At 73.2% G+C, this 22,931-nt stretch carries 19 protein-coding genes; 9 read left to right on the forward strand and 10 right to left on the reverse strand.

Annotated elements, in window-relative coordinates; genetic code table 11:
* Positions 1–2: 2 nt before the first annotated feature.
* Positions 3–1,154: an anhydro-N-acetylmuramic acid kinase gene (locus ACZ7JA_RS24975; protein WP_389453168.1), complete on the forward strand. Its 1,152-nt coding sequence runs from the start codon at positions 3–5 to the stop codon at positions 1,152–1,154.
* A 118-nt stretch (positions 1,155–1,272) separates the two neighbouring features.
* Positions 1,273–2,310: a DUF2510 domain-containing protein gene (locus ACZ7JA_RS24980; RefSeq protein ID WP_351668182.1), complete on the forward strand. Its 1,038-nt coding sequence runs from the start codon at positions 1,273–1,275 to the stop codon at positions 2,308–2,310.
* 118 nt (positions 2,311–2,428) lie between these two features.
* Here the strand turns inward: ACZ7JA_RS24980 and ACZ7JA_RS24985 are convergent, their stop codons facing one another.
* Positions 2,429–3,073 carry a TetR/AcrR family transcriptional regulator gene (locus ACZ7JA_RS24985; protein WP_351668180.1) on the reverse strand — a complete coding sequence of 215 codons (645 nt, stop codon included), beginning with the start codon at positions 3,071–3,073 and terminating at the stop codon, positions 2,429–2,431.
* Between the two features lie 201 nt (positions 3,074–3,274).
* On the opposite strand from ACZ7JA_RS24985, the gene ACZ7JA_RS24990 reads away from it, so the two are divergent.
* The gene (locus ACZ7JA_RS24990) at positions 3,275–4,075 is read left to right on the forward strand and encodes a phosphatase PAP2 family protein (RefSeq protein ID WP_351668178.1); all 801 of its coding nucleotides are present in this window, start codon (positions 3,275–3,277) and stop codon (positions 4,073–4,075) included.
* Entirely contained in the window at positions 4,072–5,028 is a 957-nt protein-coding gene (locus ACZ7JA_RS24995) for a DMT family protein (protein ID WP_351668176.1), read from the forward strand. The genes ACZ7JA_RS24990 and ACZ7JA_RS24995 overlap by 4 nt, the downstream gene beginning before the upstream one ends.
* 90 nt (positions 5,029–5,118) lie before the next feature.
* Here the strand turns inward: ACZ7JA_RS24995 and ACZ7JA_RS25000 are convergent, their stop codons facing one another.
* The 4 genes from ACZ7JA_RS25000 to ACZ7JA_RS25015 all read right to left on the reverse strand — a co-directional run bounded on the left by ACZ7JA_RS25000 (position 5,119) and on the right by ACZ7JA_RS25015 (position 11,465).
* Positions 5,119–5,967 carry an LURP-one-related family protein gene (locus ACZ7JA_RS25000; RefSeq protein WP_389453180.1) on the reverse strand — a complete coding sequence of 283 codons (849 nt, stop codon included), beginning with the start codon at positions 5,965–5,967 and terminating at the stop codon, positions 5,119–5,121.
* A 66-nt stretch (positions 5,968–6,033) separates the two neighbouring features.
* Positions 6,034–8,082, reverse strand: a complete 2,049-nt coding sequence (locus tag ACZ7JA_RS25005) for a phosphocholine-specific phospholipase C (protein WP_351668172.1) — start codon at positions 8,080–8,082, stop codon at positions 6,034–6,036.
* Positions 8,083–8,292: 210 nt separating this feature from the next.
* Positions 8,293–10,437 (reverse strand): discoidin domain-containing protein, encoded by a 2,145-nt coding sequence (locus ACZ7JA_RS25010; protein WP_470810521.1) that lies wholly within the window; start codon positions 10,435–10,437, stop codon positions 8,293–8,295.
* A gap of 356 nt (positions 10,438–10,793) precedes the next feature.
* Positions 10,794–11,465 (reverse strand): MmyB family transcriptional regulator, encoded by a 672-nt coding sequence (locus tag ACZ7JA_RS25015; protein WP_351668169.1) that lies wholly within the window; start codon positions 11,463–11,465, stop codon positions 10,794–10,796.
* A 243-nt stretch (positions 11,466–11,708) separates the two neighbouring features.
* Between ACZ7JA_RS25015 and ACZ7JA_RS25020 the strand changes: the two genes are divergently transcribed.
* Both ACZ7JA_RS25020 and ACZ7JA_RS25025 read left to right on the forward strand, forming a co-directional pair.
* Positions 11,709–12,365: a helix-turn-helix domain-containing protein gene (locus ACZ7JA_RS25020; RefSeq protein ID WP_351668168.1), complete on the forward strand. Its 657-nt coding sequence runs from the start codon at positions 11,709–11,711 to the stop codon at positions 12,363–12,365.
* A 317-nt stretch (positions 12,366–12,682) separates the two neighbouring features.
* Positions 12,683–12,910: a hypothetical protein gene (locus tag ACZ7JA_RS25025; protein WP_351668166.1), complete on the forward strand. Its 228-nt coding sequence runs from the start codon at positions 12,683–12,685 to the stop codon at positions 12,908–12,910.
* A 25-nt stretch (positions 12,911–12,935) separates the two neighbouring features.
* Here the strand turns inward: ACZ7JA_RS25025 and ACZ7JA_RS25030 are convergent, their stop codons facing one another.
* Both ACZ7JA_RS25030 and ACZ7JA_RS25035 read right to left on the reverse strand, forming a co-directional pair.
* On the reverse strand, positions 12,936–13,613 hold the full coding sequence (locus ACZ7JA_RS25030) for a 4'-phosphopantetheinyl transferase family protein (protein WP_389301146.1): 678 nt from the start codon (positions 13,611–13,613) through the stop codon (positions 12,936–12,938).
* Complete coding sequence (locus ACZ7JA_RS25035; protein WP_351668161.1) at positions 13,561–14,466, reverse strand: metallophosphoesterase family protein; 906 nt, start codon at positions 14,464–14,466, stop codon at positions 13,561–13,563. The genes ACZ7JA_RS25030 and ACZ7JA_RS25035 overlap by 53 nt, the downstream gene beginning before the upstream one ends.
* Positions 14,467–14,732: 266 nt before the next feature.
* Between ACZ7JA_RS25035 and ACZ7JA_RS25040 the strand changes: the two genes are divergently transcribed.
* Both ACZ7JA_RS25040 and ACZ7JA_RS25045 read left to right on the forward strand, forming a co-directional pair.
* Positions 14,733–15,860 (forward strand): ATP-grasp domain-containing protein, encoded by a 1,128-nt coding sequence (locus ACZ7JA_RS25040; protein WP_351668159.1) that lies wholly within the window; start codon positions 14,733–14,735, stop codon positions 15,858–15,860.
* Positions 15,861–15,995: 135 nt separating this feature from the next.
* The gene (locus ACZ7JA_RS25045; protein ID WP_351668157.1) at positions 15,996–17,681 is read left to right on the forward strand and encodes a carbohydrate binding domain-containing protein; all 1,686 of its coding nucleotides are present in this window, start codon (positions 15,996–15,998) and stop codon (positions 17,679–17,681) included.
* Between the two features lie 279 nt (positions 17,682–17,960).
* Here ACZ7JA_RS25045 and ACZ7JA_RS25050 read toward each other — a convergent pair whose 3' ends face one another.
* The gene (locus tag ACZ7JA_RS25050; protein ID WP_389301141.1) at positions 17,961–19,298 is read right to left on the reverse strand and encodes a 6-phospho-beta-glucosidase; all 1,338 of its coding nucleotides are present in this window, start codon (positions 19,296–19,298) and stop codon (positions 17,961–17,963) included.
* A 308-nt stretch (positions 19,299–19,606) separates the two neighbouring features.
* Here ACZ7JA_RS25050 and ACZ7JA_RS25055 point away from each other — a divergent pair, with 308 nt between their 5' ends.
* Positions 19,607–21,010 (forward strand): glycoside hydrolase family 16 protein, encoded by a 1,404-nt coding sequence (locus ACZ7JA_RS25055; RefSeq protein WP_351668153.1) that lies wholly within the window; start codon positions 19,607–19,609, stop codon positions 21,008–21,010.
* 58 nt (positions 21,011–21,068) lie between these two features.
* Here ACZ7JA_RS25055 and ACZ7JA_RS25060 read toward each other — a convergent pair whose 3' ends face one another.
* Both ACZ7JA_RS25060 and ACZ7JA_RS25065 read right to left on the reverse strand, forming a co-directional pair.
* Complete coding sequence (locus tag ACZ7JA_RS25060) at positions 21,069–21,797, reverse strand: type 1 glutamine amidotransferase (protein ID WP_470810525.1); 729 nt, start codon at positions 21,795–21,797, stop codon at positions 21,069–21,071.
* A 96-nt stretch (positions 21,798–21,893) separates the two neighbouring features.
* Positions 21,894–22,799 carry a helix-turn-helix domain-containing protein gene (locus ACZ7JA_RS25065; protein WP_389453195.1) on the reverse strand — a complete coding sequence of 302 codons (906 nt, stop codon included), beginning with the start codon at positions 22,797–22,799 and terminating at the stop codon, positions 21,894–21,896.
* Positions 22,800–22,931: the final 132 nt, after the last annotated feature.

A 22,931-nucleotide genomic window follows, 5' to 3' on the forward strand; every position in this document is an offset into this window, starting at 1 on the left:
CGGTGCGGGTGATCGGGCTGATGTCGGGGACGTCGTACGACGCCGTGGACGCGGCGGCGGCGGATCTGCGCCTGGACGGCGACACGCTGGTGCTGGAGCCGCTGGGCATGGTGAGCACGCCGTACGAGGGTGATCTGCGCGCCGCGCTCGCGGCGGCGCTGCCGCCGGCCGCCGTCCCGCTCGCCGAGGTGTGCCGGCTGGACACCCGGATCGGGCAGGCGTTCGCCGCGGCGGCCGTCCGTGCCGACCGTGAACTGTGCGGCGGCCGCGGCGAGCTGGTGGCCTCGCACGGGCAGACCGTCCACCACTGGGTGGAGGAGGGCCGCGTGCACGGCACGCTCCAGCTCGGGCAGCCCGCGTGGATCGCCGAGGCGACCGGGCTGCCCGTGGCCGCCGACTTCCGCGCCCGGGACGTGGCGGCGGGCGGCCAGGGCGCGCCCCTGGTGAGCCTGGTCGATCTGTTGTGGCTGCGGGGCAGGCCGGGCAGACCGGTGGCGCTGAACATCGGCGGCATCGCCAACCTGACCGCGCCCGACGGCACGGCGTTCGACACCGGGCCGGGCTGCGCGCTGCTGGACGCGGCGGCCCGGCACTTCAGCGGCGGGCGGCTGGCCTGCGACACCGACGGCGCGCTGGCCGCGCGGGGGCGGCCGGACGGGGCGCTGCTGGACCGGCTGCTGGCGGAGCCGTACTACGCGCTCGAACCGCCCAAGACGACCGGCAAGGAGCTGTTCCACGCCGGGTACCTCCGGGCGGCCGGGGTGCACGCGCTGGCCGCCGAGGACGCGCTGGCCACGCTCACGTGGCTGACGGCGCGGACGGTCGCGGACGCGGTGCGCCGCGTCGGGGCGGGCGAGGTGGTGGCCTCGGGCGGGGGCACCCGCAACCCGGTGCTCATGTCGGCGTTGCGGGACCGGCTCCCCGGCGTGGCGGTGCGTGGCTCCGACGAGCTGGGCCTGCCCGCGCCGGCGAAGGAGGCGTACGCCTTCGCCGTGCTCGGCTTCCTCACCGCGCACGGCCTGGCCGGCACCGATCCGCGCAGCACCGGCGCCCGTCACCCGAGCGTGCTCGGCTCGCTGACACCAGGACGGGACGGCCTGCGGCTGCCGCCGCCGGCGGGACGCGGACCGGTGCGTCTGGTGGTGGCCGGGTGACGGCGGCCGGGCCGCCGCCGGGCACGGCCGAGGAAATCTCCGGAGAAATGTCCCGGTGCGCGAAGTTGGCGGCGGATGCTCTCATCCCGCTTTCACCGACGCCTCATACGGTGGGGGCATGACGCAGGTGACTCCTCCCGGGTGGTACCCCGACCCCGGGCAGACGAATGACGGTCCGCCCACCGAGCGCTGGTGGGACGGCAAGGCCTGGACGGACCAGACCCGCCCCGCCGGTACGGCCGCCGTGTGGGGTCCCCCGGCGCAGCAGCCGGCCGGCGGCGCGCAGCCGGTTTCCCCGGCGTACCAGCCGTACGGGGCGCAGCCGGGGTATCCGGCGTACTCGGCGTATCCGGCCCAGCCCCCGGCCGCGCCCCGGCGCGGGCTGCGCACGGGCATAGCCGTGGGGGCCGCGGCAGCGGTCCTGGTGTGCATCGGGGTCGGGGTGTACGCCCTCGCCAAGGGCGACGGCGGCGGTGGCTCCGAGCGCGCGGGCTCGCAACAGGGGCAGGAGGGACGGGGCGGCGGCCCCGGCGGTTTCGGCGGCGACGGCGGGCAGGGCGGCCCGGGCGGTGACGGCGGGCCGGGCGAGTCGCCCGCGCCCCGGGGTTCCGGGGCGCCGAAGGTCCAGGGCGGCGGCACGGTGCCGGATCCGGCGAACGGCATCAGCCTGCCGGTGCCGAAGGGCTGGACCGGGGAGTCGATCGGGGTGGGCGCCCAGGTGACCTCGGGCGACTCCTACAAGTGCCCCGGCAACAGCGCCCAGACCTGCACCGCGGGCGGCGCCTACACCGCGCCCGCGCTCGCCCTGAAGACGAAGGGCGACACCGCCGAGGAGGTCGCCAAGGCGGACATCGCGGCCAACGCCAAGCAGTCCTACGGCGGCACCACCTACGGCAGCATCACCTCGCACGAGGTGCTGTCGGCCAAGGCGGTGACGGTGGCCGGGCAGAAGGGCTACGCGGTGCGCTGGAAGGCGGTCACCAGCAAGGGCGCCGACGGCTACGTCGAGTCCGTGGCCTTCCCCTCGCCCAACGACGCCAAGCGGATGGTCGTGGTGCGCTTCGGCGTGGACGTCGGCCAGGACGTGTCGGTCATCGACGAGATCCTCAAGGGCATCGAGGTCTCGTCGGGCGGCGGCAGCGGCCAGGACGTCTGAGGACGTCCTCGTCAAGCAGTCGGCCGGGTGGGGCGCCCCTCCGCTCAAGGGGAACCCCACCCGGCCGGGGGGTGTGCGCCGCCCCCGTCCCCACGGTGCGGCGCCGGCAGGTCACCGTTCAGTCATCCCGTGAACGGCGGCCTGGGTCTGGTGTCAGTCCGAGCGCGGGCAGCACGGTGGCCTCCACGAAGCGGACGAGGTAGTCGGCGTCGGCGTACTGGCCGCTGAGCACCGGCCGGACGCGCATGACGCCGAACATCATGGCCGGGACGTACTCCAGCGCGGGCTGGTCCGCGGGCACCTCGCCGCGCTCCACGCCCCGCGCCAGCATCTCCCGCAGCTCGGCGATCTCGGGCAGGACCAGGGCCTCGCGCAGCGCCTGCGCCAGCTCGTGGTCGCCGGTGACCGCGTGGCCGAGCGCCTGCATCAGCCGGGTGTCCTTGTTGGACCAGTCGCCCGCGGCCCGCGCGGCCAGGCGCAGGTCCTCGGCGAGCGAACCGGTGTCGATGCCGGCGAAGCGCACCTTGCGGTTGGCCCGCAGCGCGGCCGCGACGAACTGGGGCTTGGTCTTCCACTGCCGGTAGAGCGTGGACTTGCTGCACCGGGTGCTGTGGGCCACGCCCTCCATGGTCACGGAGTCGTAGCCGCACTCGCGGATCTGCTCCAGCACGGCGTCGAAGAACTCCCGCTCACGCTCGGGCGTGATCTTGGAGCGGCGCGAGGCGGCGACCGTGTCCGGTCCGTCTTCGGCCTGCGACGTCATGCGTGCCTCTCCTCACTCTGTTCCGGGACGTGCCCGGGGATTCCAGTGTGTCGCACCTCAATCGATACGCCAGTGTACCGGTACTCCAGCGTATCGGTACACTGGCGTATCGGTACGGAGACGTATCGATGAGTTCCGGGCCCGGAAACGCGGTCCGGCCCGCACCACCACCCGCACGAACGCCAGGGAAGGGGCCGGGGGATGAATGCCCGAACCGAGCCTGCCGCGGCGGAGCCGGACGCGACAGCGACCGCGCGCCCGCCGCTCCCGCGCGAGCTCCTGCTCGTCGCGGGACTCTTCCTCGTCTACAAGCTCGGACGGCGGCTGGCCGTCGGCCACACCGCGGACGCCTTCCACAACGCCCATCGCGTCTGGGGCCTCGAACGGTCGCTGAACCTGCCCGACGAGACCTCCGTGCAGTCCGCGCTGCTGCACGGCGACCTCCTCGTCCGCCTGGCGAACACCTACTACGCGACCGTCCACTTCCCGGCCACCCTGGCCTTCCTGGTCTGGCTGTACGTCAGGCGCCCCGCCCACTACGTCTGGGCGCGGCGGGTGCTGGCGGCGGTGACCGCGGCCGCCCTGGTGCTGCCGTTCACCTTCCCGCTGGCCCCGCCGCGGATGCTGGCCGGCACCGGCCTGCTGGACACCGCCCGTGTCTACGGGCCCTCGGTGTACGGACCGCCCGCCGGCGACCACCTGTCGAACCAGTTCGCCGCGATGCCCTCGCTGCACTTCGGCTGGGCGCTGATGGTGGCGGTGGGCCTGATAGCGGCCACCCGCTCGCGCCTGCGCTGGCTGTGGCTGCTGCATCCGCTGGTCACCCTGCTGGTGATCGTGGGCACGGCCAACCACTACTGGGTCGACGCGCTGGCGGCGGCCGCCATGCTCGGCGCCGCGCTCGCGCTCGTGCGCGCGCCGCGGCACACGTCCGGCGCCGCCGGCGGCGCCCCGAAGCTGCCCGCCCAGCGGGGGCCGGTCCTGGCGGGAGCCGCCCGATGAGCGCCGCCACCCTCCTCGCCCTCGCCCTGTCCCTGGTCTCCGCCGTCGCCTACGCGGCGGCCGCCGTGGCCCAGGAACGCCTCGCCTCGCGCAGCCTCGGCACCGGGCTGGTGCGGCTGCTCGGCGCCGGCGCGTGGTGGTCGGCGGTCGGCCTGAACGCCGGCGCCGCGCTGCTGCACGTGGTCGCCCTCAAGTACGGGCCGCTGACGGTCGTCCAGCCGCTCGGGGCGCTCACCCTGGTCGCGGCCGTGCCGCTCGGGGCGCGGGCCGCCGGGCGGCGGGTGAGCGCGGTGGAGTGGCGCGGTACGGCACTCACGCTGCTGGGGCTCGCGGCGGTGCTGGTCACGGCCTCCGGACCGGCGCCCGCACGGATACTGAGCCTGCCCGAGGCGCTGGTGGTCGCCGGCGCCACGGCAGCGCTGATCGGCCTGCTGTCCCGGCCCGGCGCCCGGCCGGGCCTGCGGCACGCCACCGCCTCGGGCTTCGCCTCGGGCGTCGCCTCGGCCCTCACCCAGACGGTGACGGTGGCGGCCACGGACCACTCGGGTTCCGGCCCGGGCGCCGAGGTGATCGTGGTCGCCGTCCTCGTCGCCGCGTTCTCCACCGGCGGGCTGCTGCTGTCCCAGACGGCCTACCGCGGCGGCCTCGGCGGGCCGCTGGCCATGGTCACCCTCTCCAACCCGCTGGCCGCCGCGGTCATCGGGCTGACCCTGCTCGGCCAGGGGCTGCGCGGAGGGGCCGGCGGGGTGCTGCTGGCGCTGGCCGGGGCCGGCCTCGCCGTGCGGGGCGTGCTCCTGCTGACCCGGGCGGCGCCCGCGCCCGGCGGACCCGGCGGGCACGACGAGGAGCACCCGGTCGCGGCGGTCCTGGCCCTCGAGCCGGGCACGGCGGCGGCGGAACCGGCGCTGGTGCCCCGCCAGCCGGAGCAGCCCGGGCATCTCACCGCGCACTGAACGACGTACGGCCGCGGCCGGCGCCCGCGGATACTCCGCGCGCGCCGGCCGCGGCCGTACGTCCCTCGGGCCGTGGTCCGGCCGGGCCGGTCAGCCCCAGCCCCGCGAGTCCTGCTTGAGGGCGGTGTCGACGGTCAGCGCCGTCGCCACGACCAGGCTCAGCAGCGGCTCGGGCAGCTGGTAGTGGATCTGCAGGACGTAGTTGTCCGCGGTCGTGAACAGCGTCTTGGCGAGGCCCTCCCAGGTCTTCGTGATCCGGGCGACCTCGTTGTCCGCGTGGTCGACGATGGCGAAGTTCCAGGCCCGCCAGTTCTCCGCCTTGATCGCGCCGACCTGCTGGCCGTTCGCGTTCATCGCGAAGTTGATCTTCCCGATCATGTTCTTCTGGACGATCTCGCCGACCGGCGAGCCGTCCGGGCGGGTCACGATGACCCGGGACTTGAAGAACTTCGCGGGCCGGGTCAGCACGAGCTGCGGCTGACCGTGGGCGTCGCGGATCTCCAGCTTGTGCGTCATGAACTGGTCGAGGCTGGAAACGAAGCGCAGGATCTTCTTCAGCGCGCTCTGACCGACCTCCGTGACCGCGCCGATCTCACGGCCGCTCTGGTCCATGACCTTGTACTCGTTGGTCAGCTCGATCAGCTTGGCCTTCTGGTTCACCACCAGGACCGGCTCGGTGAAGAGAGTGCCGCCGCCGGGACCACCGGCCGCGACGCCCGCCTGCTTCTGCACCTGGCGCTGCACCTTGGCGTCACCGGACTGCTGCTGCGGGATGTGGGCGGCCGGCTGCTGGGGAGCGACCGGCGGAGCCTGACCGGCGCCCTGCTGCGCCGGGTTGGTGTGCTCGGTCCACTGGGCGCCGTCCCAGTAGCGCAGCGTCTGGGCCGCCCCGTGCGGATCGGGGTACCAGCCTGCAGGAGTGTTCGATTGCGTGGTCACCGGGGCACACTACCCTGGTGTGACCGGTACCTGACCAGTCCGCCCGGAGCGGTGTTCATCGCCCGTTCACTCCGTGATGATGGCCGGGTCGCTGACCCCGGGCCGCCCGTTCTCCACGTGGCCGGCGAAGCCGCGGAGGAACGCCGGGTCCGCGTCCGCGGTGACCGTGAGGTCGTACCAGCGCCGGCTGGCAGCGAGCCGCACGGTCCGCCGCACGGTGGCCCCGGCCCGCACCGTCACCGCGACCGGGTCGCCGCCGTAGCCGTTGACGAGCTTCAGCCGCGCCGTGCCCGAGCCCCGGTTGGTGAAGGCGAGTTCCACGTCGTCGCCGGTGTGCCGGGCCGTGACCTCCGGTCCGGCGGTGGCGTTGCGGCCCCTGAACACGCGCAGGAAGCCGTTCGGACCGTGCACGGCGAGGTCGTAGGAGCCGCCCGAGTAGGCCGAGTTCCAGGTGTCGGAGAGGGTCTTGCCCGCCTCGGTGGTGTACGTCCAGGGGCCGTCGCCGCGGTTGCCCGAGGTGACGAGGAACGCGGCTCCCGCGTGCGCGCCGGAGGCGAAGGCGAGGGTGAACCTGCCCGACGCCGGGTCCGCCGAACCGTCCACCGCCGGTGCGTACTTCAGCGGCCGGGTGGGGCGGCTGCCGCGCTCCTGCCGGGGCAGCGCGGGCACGGCGGGCGGGGTGGGCACGTAGTCCGGGTGGCGGGCGTGGTCCGGCGGCCGGTAGCCGGCCGTGGACGGCAGCGCCACCGGCGCGGTGTCCTTGCGGGAGAAGTCGAAGGCCGAGGTCAGGTCCCCGCACACGGCCCGGCGCCAGGGCGAGATGTTCGGCTCCTGGACGCCGAAGCGGTTCTCGATGAACCGGATGATCGAGGTGTGGTCGAGGGTCTCGGAGCAGACGTAGCCGCCCTTGCTCCACGGGGAGACCACCAGCATCGGCACCCGCTGGCCGAGTCCGTAGGGGCCGGCGGCGTGGCCGGCGTCGCCCTTGAACAGGTCGGGCGCGGGGTCCACGGTCGACCGGCCCCGGTCGGCGGAGGCCGGCGGGAAGGGCGGGATCACGTGGTCGAAGAAGCCGTCGTTCTCGTCGTAGGTGATGAACAGCGCCGTCCTCGCCCACACCTCCGGGTCGGAGGTCAGCGCGTCCAGCACCTGGGAGACGTACCAGGCGCCGTAGTTCGCGGGCCAGTTGGGGTGCTCGGTGAAGGCCTCTGGGGCGACGATCCAGGAGACCTGCGGCAGCTTCCCGGAGGTGACGTCGGCGCGGAGCCGGTCGAAGAAGCCCTCGCCCTTGCGGGCGTCGGTGCCGGTGCGGGCCTTCTCGTACAGCGGGCTGCCGGGCTCGGCGTTGCGGTACTGGTCGAAGTAGAGCAGCGAGTTGTCGCCGTAGTTGCCGCGGTAGGCGTCGTCGATCCAGCCCCAGCCGCCGTGCGCGTCGAGTCCGTCGCCGACGTCCTGGTAGATCCGCCAGGAGACCCCGGCCTTCTCCAGGCGCTCGGGGTACGTGGTCCAGCCGTAGCCCGCCTCGTCGTTGCCGAGGACCGGGCCGCCGCCCTTGCCGTCGTTGCCCGTGTACCCCGTCCACATGTAGTAGCGGTTGGGGTCGGTGGAACCGATGAACGAGCAGTGGTAGGCGTCGCAGACGGTGAAGGCGTCGGCCAGCGCGTAGTGGAAGGGGATGTCGTCGCGCGTCAGGTACGCCATCGTCGTCGGTGACTTGGCGGGCACCCACATGTCGTACCGGCCGCCGGCGAACGCGGTGTGGCCGTCGTTCCAGCCGTGCGGGAGGTCCTGGATGAAGGCGAGGCCCAGGTCGTCGGCGTCCGGGTGGAAGGGGAGGATGTCCTTCGTGCCGTCGGACTGCTTCCAGACGGACCTGCCGTTCTGGGTGACCGGGCGGGGGTCGCCGAAGCCCCGGACCCCCCTCAGCTTGCCGAAGTAGTGGTCGAACGAGCGGTTCTCCTGCATCAGCACGACGATGTGCTCGACGTCCTTGACCGAACCCGTGCGGTGGTGGGCGGGCAGCGCGGCCGCCCGCTGGATGCTGCCGGACAGCGCGGTGAACGCCGTCGTGGCGCCCGCGAGTTGGAGGAAGCGGCGCCGGTTGACCTCGGACATGGGTGGGGGCCCTCTCATCCTGACGTGGGTGCTGCTGCCGTCAGATGACGGAATCTGCGCGAAGTGAGTGTTCCAAGAGCAGCAAACGTCAGGGAAGTATCTGGTGGCACCCATGTGAAACCCGGCGGTCCGGTGGGGGCCTCCGGCCGCAGTGGGCGGCCGGAGGCCCCGGGGACCGTGCCGGAGGGGCTGCCGGGCCCCTGGCGGGGGTCAGCCCGCCAGGTACGCCTCCACCTCGCTGAACTGCCCGGCGGGCCAGCCCGTGTTGGCGCTGACGGCGAGCCGGAGGTAGCGCAGGTTCGTGCCGCCCGGCAGGGAGACGGTGACGGTGTTGCCCGTCACCGGGTCGAAGCGGTAGCCCTGCGCGCCGACGACCGTGGAGTAGGCCGAGCCGTCGGCGCTGCCGAGCACCGTGACGGTCTGGGTGCGGGCGCCCCAGGCGGCGGACGGGGGCAGCTTCAGCACCACACGGCGCACCGCGTAGGAGGAGCCGAGGTCGACCGTCAGGGCCTGCGGGAAGGCGTTGTTGGCCGATTCCCAGTAGGTGCCCGCGTCCCCGTCGACCGCCTTGCCGGGCGTGTAGACGTCCTGCGAGCCGGTCGCGGTGGCCGGGCGCCCCTTGGCGAGGTTGCGGCCGGGGTCGGGGGCGGGGTTGCCCTGGCCGGGCTGGGGCCAGGTGGAGCAGTCCGCCCAGGTGCTCGACCAGCCGGAGTTGCCGCCGCCGTCGGTGAGGGTGAAGGCGCCGGAGTTCGCCGGGTAGGGGCAGTTGTAGACGCCGGCGGACCCGACCTGGGTGGCGGTGACGTCGCGGAAGACGGCGGCGCCCGGTGTCTCGGCCTGGACCACGACCGTGCCGGTGTTCCGCACGGTCGCGCCGGTCACGTCGACGCCCCGCACCGGACGGCCCTGGCCGCCGCCGGAGACGAACTCGAAGGCGCTGTACGGGCTGTCGGTGATCGTGGTGTCGGTGATGTTCACCTTCGCGTCGATCGCGCTGTCGTAGGAGTCGACCCGCAGCGCGCCCATCGGGTGGTTCCAGTTGGGGTTCAGCGCTCCGGTGCGCACCAGCGTGTTGCCGTCGACCGTGATGGTGCCGGCCAGCGGGGAGAAGGGGTCGAGGAACTTCTGGTTGGAGATCGCGATGCCGCTGCCCAGGGCGTTGGTGTCGGAGACCAGGTTGCCGCGCACCGTGATGTCGGTGCCGCCGTAGACGGCGATCCCGTTGGCGAGGTTGGGCTGCGAGATCGTGTTGTTCTCGAAGCTGGAGTCGGTGTCCGGGGCGTACAGCGACCACATGGCGAGCGCGTCGTCGCCCTGGTTGCGCAGGAAGTTGTTGCGGACCCGGACGCCCCTGGCGCTGCCGTTGAGGTTGAGGCCGTCGGCGGTGGTGTCGAGGACGCGGTTGTCCTCCACCACCAGGTTGTCGTTGTCGCCGGTCAGCCACAGCCCGACCTTGAGGTGCTGCAGCCACATGCCGGAGACGGACGAGCCCGGGCCGAGGGAGCCGTTGACGAAGTTGTCCGGGTTGGAGTCGACGCGCTCGGTGACCTCGCCGAGGACCGCGAAGTCCTTGATGTGGACCGCGCCCGAGGAGCTGGTCTGGTCGATGAAGCGGGACGTGTGCACGACCGAGTGCCAGCTGCCCGCGCCCTGCAGGGTGACGTTCTGCACCCCGTTGAGCGAGGAGGTGAGCCGGTAGTCCCCCGGCGGGATCCACACCACCCCGCCCCGGGCCGCCGCGATGGCGTCGCGGAAGGCCTGGGTGGAGTCGCCGCTCCCGCTGGGGTCGGCGCCCTTGGAGACCACGGACACCGAGCCGGCGGGCTGGGGCGCGGCGGCCGCGACCTGCTCGAAGTCGGCGACGTCCACGGTCACCTGGGTGCCGGCCGCCTCGAAGGCGATCCTGTCCCCGGCCTGGACGTCCCGGCCCAGCAGCATGCGGGCGTTGTCGTAGAAGTGGTGGGTCTTGGAACCCGCGATCCAGCCGGTGTCGATGTACGAGTACTTGGCGGTGACCGGCAGTGTCCGGGTGAGCCTGGTGCCGTTGACGTAGACGTTCAGCGCGCCCGACTGCCCGTCCGGGACGCTGTAGGCGACGTTCACCGCGTTGGCGGCGCGCGGCACGGTGAACTCCACGCGCTGCCCGGCGGCGAGCCGTACGGCCTGCCGGCCGGAGGCCTCCGAGGCGAGGGTGCCCTGGGTGTGGTCCGGGCCGATCTTCGTGCCGGTGGTACTCGCCGACTCCGCCTCGACGGAGGTGAAGGGGAGCGTGGCGCCGGAGGCGGCGTGCGCGGCGGGCGCCAGGGCGACGAGCGTGCCGGCGGCGAGGGCGACGACCGCCCCGATTGCTGGCATGCGCCTGACATGTGCGGCAGTGGTGCGGTGCATGTGCCGGTCCCTTCGTGGTGGGGGTCGGGGGACAGCAGGAAGGTGCGCCTGCGGGGCGCCGCACACTCAAGCACCGACGACATTCGCACACAAGATGTCGCGCGGAATCTGTAATTTTTCGACAGTCAATCGGATACGGGAAACGGCAGGGTGACGCGGGTGCAAGCAGGCCGACTTTCCCCGTACGAGGTCGTAACAAGAGCGCAAGCCACGCAAAAGATTTGCGTGGCTTGCGTGCGAGGTGCCTCGCGCTCGGCGGGGTCGAGGAGGCGGGGGCTTCCCGGCCCGGTCCCGTCGGCGACCTGAACGCCGACGGAACCGGGTCAGTCCAGGGGGGCCGGAACGACCGTCAGATGTGTGCCGGCGCCGTGCGCACGGCGCTGACGGCGGGCCGCGGCGGCCGGGCGCTGGGCGTCGCGCAGCACCATCGTCAGCCGGGTGCAGCCGATCTCCTCGAGGGTGCGCGGCGTCTCGTCGACGATCCGGCACTCGGTGGGACCCCGGCGCGGGTCGGGGTGGTGCAGCAGGCGCACGGCGCCGTCGAGCCGGGTCGCGGCCTCGCCGACGGCGCGGATCCAGTGCGGCAGACCCTGCCGGTAGGCGGCCTCCATGATCGGGTCCTGCCCGATGTCCCGCCGGATGGCCTGGAGTTCGTGGTCGTGGCCCGAGCGGTCCATCGCGGACCTCAGATGAGCCAGCATCGGCAGGCACCAGCCCTGCTCGTGCTCACCGAGGATGCCGCCGGCGTCGGGGTGGAAGAGCACGAAGCGCAGGAAGTTGTCCCCGGGCATGGCGGTCGGATGGGGGCGCACACCGGCGAACAGGTTCCCGAAGGCGCCGTTGGCCAGGAGGACGTTCCAGCGGTGGTCGACGACCAGGGACGGGAAGGGGACGGCCTCCACCAGCGCGGCGTAGTCCTGGAGGTACGCCTGGACATCGCAGCCGTCGGGGACGGGCCGCGGCGCCGGCCACTGCCCTCCTGCCTGATGTGCCATCGGGAGGTCACCCCTCTTGCCCGTGCCGGCCTTCGCGCGGCGACTGCGATCCTGCTGCCCGGACAAGAGCCGTGTCAACTATCGTGGCATTTAGCGCCGGTTGACGGCTGGAATTCGCCACAGTTGTGGCGAGACCTGGATGCGGGTTCGAAGCACCCGCTACTCTCCGGGAAGTTCACGACACCCGCTTGCGATGAGCACGGAACGTACCTGAGGCCTTCGAGAGACGTAGGAGTTCTGTCGGTGACGGATGGCTACGAGGATCCGGGCGCCATCGAGACCGCACAGCTGTCGGCCGTCGCCGCCCGCGTCACCGCGCTCGCCGACCGGCTCGGCGTGCCGCACACCGAGGTCTTCGACGTGGGGCGGCTCTCCGTCGCGTGCGGTGTCCCGGAGCCGGTGGTCAAGGCACTGCTCAGCGGCCGCCCGGCGGGCGAACCCGACGTCCAGGCCCGCTTCCTGCAGCGGCTGGACCTGTTGCGCCGCACCCGGCTCAAGCCGAACGGCCGCAAGTACACCCAGCAGGAGATCGCGGACGGCGCGGGCATGTCCCGGCAGCAGGCGGGCGCCCTGATCAACGGCGACCGGCGGCCCACCATGGAGCACTGCGACGCGCTCCAGCGGTTCTTCCGGGTGCACGCGGGCTTCCTCACCGCGGAGGACGCCGAGGCGCTGGCGGGCGCCCTGCAGCGCACCGAGCAGGAGCTGCTGCAGAAGCTCGCCGACCGGGAACGGGCCGCCGCCGAGCCGGCGGCGGACCCGCTGGAACGGCTGCTGCAGGACCACGGGGTACGCGGGATCGCCTGGCGGGCCGCGCAACTGCCCACCGACCAGCACCGGGACAAGGTCGCCGAGTGGCTCGACATGCTGCTGGAGAGCGTGCAGCGGCCCGAGGCGTAGACGTCCCGCGTCCGTCCGGGGCCCCGCACGGACGCGGGCGACCCGTCGGGTCCGTACGCCGTCCGCCCCGCCCGTACGCCGGACCCGTACGCCAGCATCGCGCCCGTACGCCGGTCCCGTACGCCGTCACCCGCGACCCGGCCGGCCGCCAAGTTCCCTGTCCGCGGGGGCGTCGCGTCCGCTGAGTGGGCGAACCCCGGCCTGCTCACGCGGCGTTGTCAGTGGGGGGCGGCAAGCTGGAGTCGTGCGCCGTACGACACGGCGCACGGCGCCGCAGCGCGCGTGATCCGTGACGCCGAACCGGGGAGAGCCGACCGATGACCACCGCCGTACTGACCGACCGTGAGCGCACCGCCGTCCAGGCTTATCTGCGGCTGCTGCACACCGTGCGCGCGGCCTTCGACGGGCCACCGGACGGGCCCCGGCCCGTCCTGGTGCCGCCCGCCGTGCTCGCCGAGGCGGACGGGGCGCTGGCGCGGGCCGGCCTCGCGGGCAACGAGGAGGAGTTCTTCGGGCTGCTGTCCCACTGGTGCCCGCAGGAGTGAGGCCGGTCCCGGGTGGCCGTCCCGCTCAGTGCGGGACGGCCACCGCCGACAGCACGAGGCCGTCCCGGACGAGCCAGCTCCCCTCGAAGGCGTCCACGCGGACGCCGCCGACCAGTGGTCCGGGGACGAGCAGCCGGGCGTGGAAGCGGCCGCGCGCGCTCTCGCCGGGCGCGTGGGTGAGTTCGATGTCGGCCTCGGAGAAGTCGAGCCAGGCGCGGGCGAGGGGGAACCACGCCTTGTAGACGGACTCCTTGGCGCTGAACAGCAGCCGGTCCCAGTGCACGGCGGGCCGGCCGGCGGACAGCGCGCGGTGCCGGTTCCGCTCGGCGGGGAGCGCGATGGTGTCGAAGACGCCGTCCGGCAGCGGTGCGTGCGGCTCGGCGTCGATGCCGAGCGACGCCAGGTCGGCGGCGCGCACGAGCGCGGCGGCGCGGTAGCCGTCGCAGTGGGTCATGCTGCCGGCCAGCCCGTCCGGCCACACGGGGGCGCCGCGCTCGCCGGTCAGGACGGGCTGCGGCGGCACCCCGAGCTTCTCCATGGCCCGCCGGGCGCAGACCCGCGCCGCCGTGAACTCCCGGCGGCGCTTGCTCACCGCGCGCGCGACGAGCGGGCGCTCCTGCGGGTACAGCAGGGTCTCGTCGGTGTCCTGGTCACCGTGCGACTCCGCGGCCACCACCGACTCCGGGAGCAGCTCCTCGATCACCGGGTCCGACCTCCATCGGCAGTATGCGGCGCGGCTGCCCCGGGGGCTCCGGGCGCTTGCGCCATTCGCGGGGGTATCCCACGGACACCTCTTCGAAGCGGACCCCTTCGTGCCAGGTGGTCCGCGGGATGTGCAGGTGGCCGTAGACCATCGTCTCGACCCGGAACCGGCGGTGCCAGTCGGCGGTGAGGGTGGTGCCGCACCACATGGCGAACTCCGGGTACCACAGCACGTCCGTCGGGTGCCGGTCGAGCGGGTAGTGCCCGGCCAGGACGGTCGGCAGGTCCTCGGGCAGCTCGGCGAGCCTGCGCTCGGTCTCGGCGACGCGGGCGCGGCACCAGTCCTCGCGGGTCGGGTACGGGTCGGGGTGCAGCAGGTACTCGTCGTTGCAGACGACGCCGGTGCTGTGCGCGTAGGCCAGGCCGTCGGTCTTGGTGGCGCAGCCGTCCGGCAGGAAGGAGTAGTCGTACAGCAGGAACAGCGGGGCGACGGCGACCGGGCCGCCGGGGCCGCGCCACACCGGGTACGGGTCCTCGGGCGTGAGCACGCCCAGTTCCCGGCACACGGCGACGAGGTGCTCGTAGCGGGCGACGCCGCGCAGGGTGACGGCGTCCTTCGGGTGGGTCCACAGTTCGTGGTTGCCCGGCGCCCACAGGACCTTGGCGAAGCGGTCCGCGAGGGTGGCCAGCGCCCAGCGGACGTCCTCGACGGTCTCGGCGACGTCACCGGCCACGATGAGCCAGTCGTCGTCCGTGGTGGGGCGCATCCGCTCCACGAGCGCGCGGTTCTCCGGATACGAGATGTGCAGGTCGCTGATGGCCAGCAGCTGTCCGGCCCCGGCCGTCGACTCCACCCCGTGCCCCTTCCGATCATGCCGTGGGCACCACCAGAACACATCCACGGGGCACGGGCAAGGGGATCTTCGGCCAGCGCCCGTCCGCGCGGGCCGGGGAATCCGTAACCTGCGCGTTGCACGCGCGAGCGTTTGAAAGCCGTATGATCGCCCCGACATCGACGCCCCTAACTCCCCCTTCGACAGGGCCGTTTGGTGTCCCTTCCTCCCTCCTGCCCGGGCACGGGCCGCTGCGTCCTGCCCGGAAACCCCGAAAGGCGGCCTGCATGGCCTCTCGCGTACGCGTCTGGCTCAACCGCACGTACGCGGAGAACGTCTTCTTCATGGACCAGCTGCGGAGGAATCCCAGCGACCGGGCGGTCGAGATCCACGCCACGCACGGTGACGCCGACTCCCCCGTGCTGGCCGCCGCCGACACCGCCGAGCTGGAGCCGGCCGGCCTGTCGCCGGCCGCGTACGTGGAGTACGCCCTCGACCAGTGCGTCCGGCGCGGGATCGACGTGTTCGTGCCCCGGCTGCACCAGGCGGCGATCGTGGCGCACCGCGCGGAGTTCCGGGCGGCCGGAACCGCGCTGCTGGCGCCGACGCCCGAGGCGGTGGCCGTGTTCGAGGACAAGGCGACCGCCTACGAGGCCGCGCGTGCGGTCGGCGTGCCGGTGCCGCCCTGGTGGCGGGTGCGCACGGCGGACGAACTCGTCGCCGCCGTGGAGGAGCTGGAGGCGGCGGGAGAGCGGGCCTGCTTCAAGCCGGCGTCCGGGGCGGGCGGGGTCGGTTTCCGGATGATCACGCGCGCGCCCTTCTCGCTCACGCAGCTGAGCGGGTTCCCCGGGCCGTACGTCCAGCTCGACCTGGTGGTCGAGGCGCTGCGGCAGGCCGAGGAGCCGGTGGACTGGCTGGTGATGCCGCGGCTGGAGCAGCCGGAGGTGTCGGTGGACTGCCTGACCGGGCCGGACAACCGGGTCCGGCTGGCGGTGGGCCGCACCAAGAACGGCCGCCGCCGGGGCTTCACGCTGCGCGAGCGGTGGCTGGGGCCGGCCCGGATGCTCGCGGAGGGCTTCGGGCTGCACTACCTGTCCAACATCCAGTTCCGGATGCACGGGGACCGCCCGGTGCTGATGGACGTCAACACCCGGCCGGCCGGCGGGCTGCACCAGCTCTCGCTCTGCGGGGTCAACGCGCCGTGGGCGGCCGTGCGGTTGGCGCTGGGCGACGACCCCGGCGTGATCGAGCCCCCGTTCCTGGGCCAGGACTACACGGTGGTGTCGGCGCCGCGCACGCTGCGGCCGGTGTCCGTGCCCCAGCAGCGGACCCCGGAGACTCCGCTCCCCGCGGTCCCGGCGCCCGCCGACGGAGCCGCCCGGGAGGCCGGCGCCCCCGCCGCCGCGCCCGCGTGACGCACTCCTCGGCACCGGTCCGGACCAATCCGCACCCGTCCTATTGACACCGCGATTGGTCCATACCAACTTGTTCAGCGCACCTTCCGCATTCCCCTGCACTCCCGAACACCCCCATCCCCACAGGGAGATCGCGTGCGCCACACACTCGGGCGTCCCAGACGCCGGCTCCTCGCCCTGCTCGGCTCCGCCGCCCTGGCCCTCGGCGGGGCCGTCGCCCTTCCGGGCACCGCACAGGCGGCCAACGTCCTCACCAACCCCGGCTTCGAGTCGGGCGGCCTGTCCCCCTGGACCTGTACCGGCAACCTCGGCTCGGTCGTCTCCTCCCCCGTGCACAGCGGCGCCAAGGCGCTGCAGGGGGCGGTGAGTTCGAGCGACAACGCGCAGTGCAGCCAGACGGTCGCGGTCAAGCCGAACACCGCGTACACCCTCAGCGGCTGGGTCCGGGGTTCGTACGTGTACCTCGGCGTCGACGGCGGCGCCTCCACGTGGACCACCTCCCCGTCCGCGTACAGCCAGCTCAGCGTCTCCTTCACCACCGGCGCCTCGCAGACCAGCGCCACCATCTACGTGCACGGCTGGTACGCGCAGGGCTCGTACTACGCCGACGACGTCCAGCTCGACGGCCCGGGCGGCACCGGCGGCGGGGACACCCAGGCGCCGACCGCGCCGGGCGGGCTCACCTCGACCGGCAAGTCCTCCTCGAGCGTGTCGCTGAAGTGGAACGCCGCCTCGGACAACGTGGGCGTGACGGCGTACGACGTCTACGCCGGATCGAGCCAGGTGCTCAGCGTCTCCGGCACCTCCGCCACGGTGGCCGGGCTGTCCCCGAGCACGTCGTACACCTTCACCGTGAAGGCGCGGGACGCGGCCGGGAACGTCTCGCCGGCCTCCAACTCGGTGTCGGTCACGACGGACGCCGGGACCGGCGGCGGCACCGGCTTCAAGCAGGCGGCCCCCTATCTGTACGAGGGCTGGGGCGACCCGCCGAACCCGGCCACGGTGATGAGCGCGACCGGGGTCAAGTGGTTCACCATGGCGTTCGTGCTGGACTCGGGCGGCTGCAACCCGGCCTGGGACGGCAGCCGGGCGCTGACCGGCGGCGTCGACCAGACCGCCATCAACCAGATCCGCTCGGCGGGCGGTGACATCGTCCCGTCGTTCGGCGGCTGGCAGGGCAGCAAGCTCGGCGCCAACTGCTCGTCGGCGAGCGCGCTCGCGGGGGCGCTGCAGAAGGTGATCGACGCCTACTCGCTGAAGGCGATCGACATGGACATCGAGAACACGGACGAGTTCGAGAACGAGGCCGTGCAGGCGCGGATCCTCACCGCGCTGAAGACGGTCAAGGCGAACAACCCCGGCCTGAAGACCATCGTCACCTTCGGCACCTCCACCACCGGCCCGACCTACTACGGCAACCGGCTCATCGAGCAGGCGCAGTCGCTGGGCGCCAACATCGACGTCTTCACGATCATGCCGTTCGACTTCGGCGGCGGCTCCGACATGTACGGCAACACCGTGAACGCGGCCGACGGGCTGAAGAACAAGCTCAAGTCGACGTTCGGCTGGGACGACGCGACCGCGTACTCGCACATCGGCATCTCCGGCATGAACGGCCTGTCGGACCAGCAGGAGAACACCACCCCGGCGATCTGGACCCAGATCCGCGACTGGGCCAACTCCCACCACATCGCGCGGCTCGCCTACTGGGCGGTCAACCGCGACCGGCCCTGCCCGGGCGGCGGCGTGGTGAGCAACTGCTCCGGCATCAGCCAGAGCAACTGGCAGTTCACCTCCATCACGGCCGGCTTCACCGGCTGAGCACGGCCCCCTGCACGGCCGCTTCCCCCGGCTCCAGAGCCGGGGGACTTTCTTTCGTCCGGGGGTGTATCAGGGGGCGGTCCCGCGACTCTCCATAGCAGGAACAAGGGGGACACGGGGGAAGCACGGGGGAGGTCCCGACGGGGGAAGCACGGGGCCTGAACGGGGGTTCGGACCGGCCGGCCGCGGTCACGGGGAGCGGCCGGCCGGCCCGGAGAACCTTCGGCCCGCGTCTCCACGCCGGGTCCGCGGGGCGGGTCCGGTGGCCGGCCGCCGGCGCTACGCCAAGTACCCGAGCCCCGGATGAACCGCCGTGTACCCCTCCACCAGGCGCCGGGCCACCTGGACCGAGTCGACCAGCGGATGCAGCGCGAAGGCCTTCACGGCCGTGGCGCGCGACCCCGACCCGGCGGCGGCGAGCACCTCGCGCTCGACCGCCTTGACCGCGCAGACCAGCCCGGTGGCATGGCCGGGCAGCGGGGCGGCCGCGACCGGATGGGCGCCGTTGGCGTCGACCAGGCAGGGCACCTCGACGACGGCGTCGTCGTCCAGGACGGACAGGGTGCCCCGGTTGCGGACGTTCAGGATCAGCGTGGTGCGCTCGTCCCGGGCGACGGCCCGCATCAGGGCGAGGGCCACCTTCTCGTAGCCGCCCGACAGGTCCTCCGCCTCGCGCTCACCCGCGCCCGCCGTCTCCCGGTTCTCCGCCATGTAGGTCGCCTCGCGTTCGGCGCGGGTCCGCTCCCAGGCGCCGAGGGCGGAGGCGTCCGTGCGGCGGGCCTCGTCGTAGAAGCGCGCCTGCTGCTCGCGCAGGAAGGCGCCGCGGGTCTGCTCCGCCTCCTGGTAGGCGCGGACGGCCTCGCGGTTGAAGTAGTAGTAGTGCAGGTACTCGTTGGGGATCGCGCCCAGCGACTGCAGCCAGTCGGCGCCGAAGAGCCTGCCCTCCTCGAAGGAGCCGATCAGTCCCGGGTCCGCGAGCAGGCGGGGCAGTTCGTCGCGGCCCTCCACGCGCAGTCCGCGCAGCCACCCGAGGTGGTTGAGGCCGACGTAGTCGATCCAGGCGTCCTCGGGCCGCACCCCGAGCACCCGGGCCACCCGGCGGCCGAGGCCGACCGGCGAGTCGCAGATGCCGATCACGCGGTCGCCGAGGTGGCGGGACATGGCCTCGGTGACCAGCCCCGCCGGGTTGGTGAAGTTGATGACCCAGGCCTCGGGGGCCAGCCGGGCCACCCGCCGCGCGATGTCGACGGCGACCGGGACGGTCCGCAGGCCGTAGGCGATGCCGCCCGCGCCGACCGTCTCCTGGCCGAGGACCCCCTCGGCCAGGGCCACCCGCTCGTCGTCCGCCCGCCCCTGGAGCCCGCCGACTCGGATAGCGGAGAAGACGAAGTCGGCGCCGCGCAGGGCCTCGTCGAGGTCGGTGGTGGTGGTCACGCGCGGGGCGTCGGCGACGTCCGCCGCCTGCTCGGCCAGCACCCGGGCGACCGCGTGCAGCCGCCTGTCGTCCACATCGTGCAGCACGACCTCGGTGACCCGGCCCGCACCGCGGTCGGCCAGCAGCGCCCCGTACACCAGCGGGACCCGGAAGCCGCCGCCGCCCAGAATCGTCAGTCTCACGCCTGCACCTTCGCACATCGGCGCGGGCGAAGGGACGGCCCCCGTGTCGCGGGCGGGACCGGCCGAACGTGCGGGCCGGTGCGCCGTGCCCGCCGCCGGGCCCCGCCACGGCGGCGCGGTCTGCTCCGGTACGGGTGGCTTCATGGGGTGAACTCCCGCGCCTCCAAAGGACTTTCGCTGCTTTAACTCTTGACGACCGGGGGCGCGGGGAGCACATTTGGCGACGCCCTGAGAGCGCTCTCAACACCGATGGGAGCGCTTCCAAGGCCTCCCCGCACACCACATCCGTACCCGAGAGGCTCTCCCCCATGAGCGATTCCTCCGGCAGGTCCAGACCTCGGCTGTTCCGCCGCACGCTGGTCGCGGTCGCCGCGACCGTCGGTCTGGCCACGGCGGTCGCGACGGCCGCCACCGCCCCGGCGAGCGCGTCCGCCCCCACCCCGCCGTCCGGCTGGACCCAGGTGTTCCTCGACGACTTCAACGGCTCGGCCGGCTCCGGCGTCAACACCTCCAACTGGCAGTACGACACCGGGACCTCGTACCCCGGCGGCGCCGCCAACTGGGGCACCGGCGAGGTCGAGACGATGACGTCCAGCACCAGCAACGTGGCGCTGGACGGCAGCGGCAACCTGCTCATCACCCCGCGCCGGGACGCCTCCGGCCACTGGACCTCGGGCCGCATCGAGACCACGCGCACCGACTTCCAGCCCCCGGCGGGCGGCAAGCTGCGGGTGCAGGCCCGCATCCAGATGCCCAACGTCACCGGCGCCGCCGCCAAGGGCTACTGGCCGGCGTTCTGGATGCTCGGCTCGCCGTTCCGCGGCAACTACCAGAACTGGCCCGCCGTAGGCGAGCTGGACATCATGGAGAACGTCCAGGGCCTGAACACCGACTGGTCGACGATGCACTGCGGCACCAACCCGGGCGGCCCCTGCAACGAGACCTCCGGCATCGGCAACTCCACGTCCTGCACCGGCAGCACCTGTCAGGCCGGCTTCCACACCTACGCGATGGAGTGGGACCGCTCGACCAGCCCCGAGGAGATCCGCTTCTACCTCGACGGCGTCAACTTCCACACCGTGAAGGCCAACCAGGTCGACGCGACCACCTGGGCCAACGCCACCAACCACGGCTACTTCGTCATCCTCAACGTGGCGATGGGCGGCGGCTTCCCGGGCGCCTTCGGCGGCGGGCCCGACAGCGGCACCGAGCCGAACCACCCGATGACCGTGGACTACGTGCAGGTCCTGCAGTCCTCCGGCGGCGGTGGCGGCGGCACCACTCCCCCGCCCTCCGGCAACCGGGACGCCTACAGCGCCATCCAGGCCGAGTCCTACGACAGCCAGTCCGGCGTGATCCCCGAGTCCACCACCGACTCCGGCGGCGGACAGGACATCGGCTCCCTCGCGAACGGCGACTGGGCGCTGTACAAGGGCGTCAACTTCGGCTCCACGGCGGCCAGGCAGTTCTACGCCCGGGTGGCGAGCGGGGCCGCGTCCGGAGTGAGCGGACTGGTGGAGGTGCGGCTGGACAGCCGGAGCAGCGCCCCGATCGGCAGCTTCGCGCTGGCCAACACCGGGGGCTGGCAGTCGTGGCGTACCGTCCCGGCGAACATCGGCGGGGTGACCGGCACGCACGACGTCTATCTGACCTTCACCAGCGGCCAGCCGGCCGACTTCGTGAACGTCAACTGGTTCGACTTCGGTCACTGACGAGGCGACCCCACGTCCCGGGCCCGTGACCGCTCGACGGTGACGGGCCCGGGCGCCGTCAGCCGGCCGCCGGCGCGGGGCGCTGACGCACCAGCCGCGCGAACCTCAACGCGACCTCGCGCCACACCGGGGCCGCGGCGGAATCGGCCCACCGGGCCGCCCGGAGCAGTTCGTCCCGGTCGACGCCGTACCGGGACAGGCGCTCCCGCGGCCAGCGCGCGATCTGCTCGGGGCCGGCCTCGGGGTGGAACTGCACGCCCCACGCCGAGCGGCCGAGCCGGAAGGCCTGGTGGGGGCAGCGCTCGCTGCGGGCCAGGGGGCGCGCCCCGGCCGGCAGCCGCACGATCGCGTCCACGTGGTTCTCGACCGCGGCGGGGCGCTCGGGCAGCCCGGCGAACAGCGGGTCCCCGGCCGCCGGCGGGAGCAGGGTCAGCACCGTGCTGCCGAACTCGGGCTCGCCGTGCTCCCCCTTCACCTCGCCGCCCGCCACCTGCGCCAGCATCTGTCCGCCGAGGCAGATCCCGAAGACCGGCACGTCGCGTTCCAGCGCCTGGCCCATCAGGGTCCGGGTCCGCGGCAGCCACGGGGCCCGGGTGTCGTCGTCGGGCAGGTAGCCGCCGCCGAGCACGATCAGCGCCTCGTGCTCCAGCCGGTCCGGCAGTTCCTGCCCGGTGTCCGCGCGGACCACGTCCAGGTCGACGCCGCCCTCGGCCAGCCAGCCGGCCCACCGGCCGGGCCCGCCGTTCGGACCGTTCTGCACCACCAGTGCCGTGGCCCGGCTCCTCATGTGCTCACCCTGCCTCCCGTGCGGCTCCCCCGCGCATCCTAGGCGGGCGCGCCCGGGCGCCGCCGCGTCGGACCCCCGGCACGAGCGGGGTCCGGGTCAGTGCAGTTCGGCCCGGAACGCGACCGGTGTGAAGCCGGTGTGGAGCTGGAAGAACTTGGAGAAGTTGGCCGCGTCGGGGAAGCCGACGGCGGCTCCGACGCGGCCGATGGGCAGGTCCGTGTGGGCGAGCAGGCGCTTGGCCTCCAGCACCACCCGCTTGTCGATGAACCCCTTCGGCGTCTCGCCGGTGGCCGCGCGGACCGCGCGGACGAGCGTGCGGCGGGAGTAACCGAGCGCGTCCGCGTAGGCGCTGACGCTGTGCTGGGTGGCGAAGCCCTTCTCGACCGCGTCGCGGAAGAGCGTGAAGGTGCTGTCCGCCGGACGTCTGGCCGCCTCGGCCGAACTGGCCGCGAGATGGGCGAGGCGCAGCAGGAACGCCGTGAGGTTGTGCCGCAGGACGGCCGTGTGCAGGCTGAGCGGCAGGGTCTCGGTGTCCTCGTACTCGCGCCGGAGCTGTTCGAGGGCCGCCCGCAGCGCGGAGAGCTGTTCCGGTCCGGGGCGCAGCAGCGGCGGCAGGTCGTAGCGGTACAGGCCGGTGGCCTCGACGGTGGCACGGGGCAGGAAGCCGGGCTGCATGGTCAGGACGGTTCCGCGGTACTCGCTGCCCTGGGCGAAGCGGTGGACCTGCCCGGGGCGGATCCACAGCAGGTCCCCGGCCTCGGCCCGGTACTCGGCGAAGTCGACCATGTGCCGCACGGGGCCGTCGGTGAAGAGCATGACCACGTGGAAGTCGATGCGGTGGACGCGGTGCAGGGGGGCGTCGGCGTGCCAGGTGCGGTCGCCCCCCATGGGGCCCACCTGCATGCCGACGCCCCCGACGGCCAGGTCGGCCGGGAAGGGGAAGGTCCTGATCGCGTCGCCGTCCATGCCATCGCCCCCGGCTCGGGGTCTTTCGTCCGTCATGTACTCCGTATGCCGTTCCGCTCGCGCGATCACTGTCCCAGATTCACCACAGGCTGACACACCCCGACCTTTCCTCGAAAAAGTCAGACTTTTAGATTTGAACGCGTACGGCCAGCACTTACCCGCGAAGCG

This window comes from Streptomyces sp. NPDC038135 (assembly GCF_055601245.1).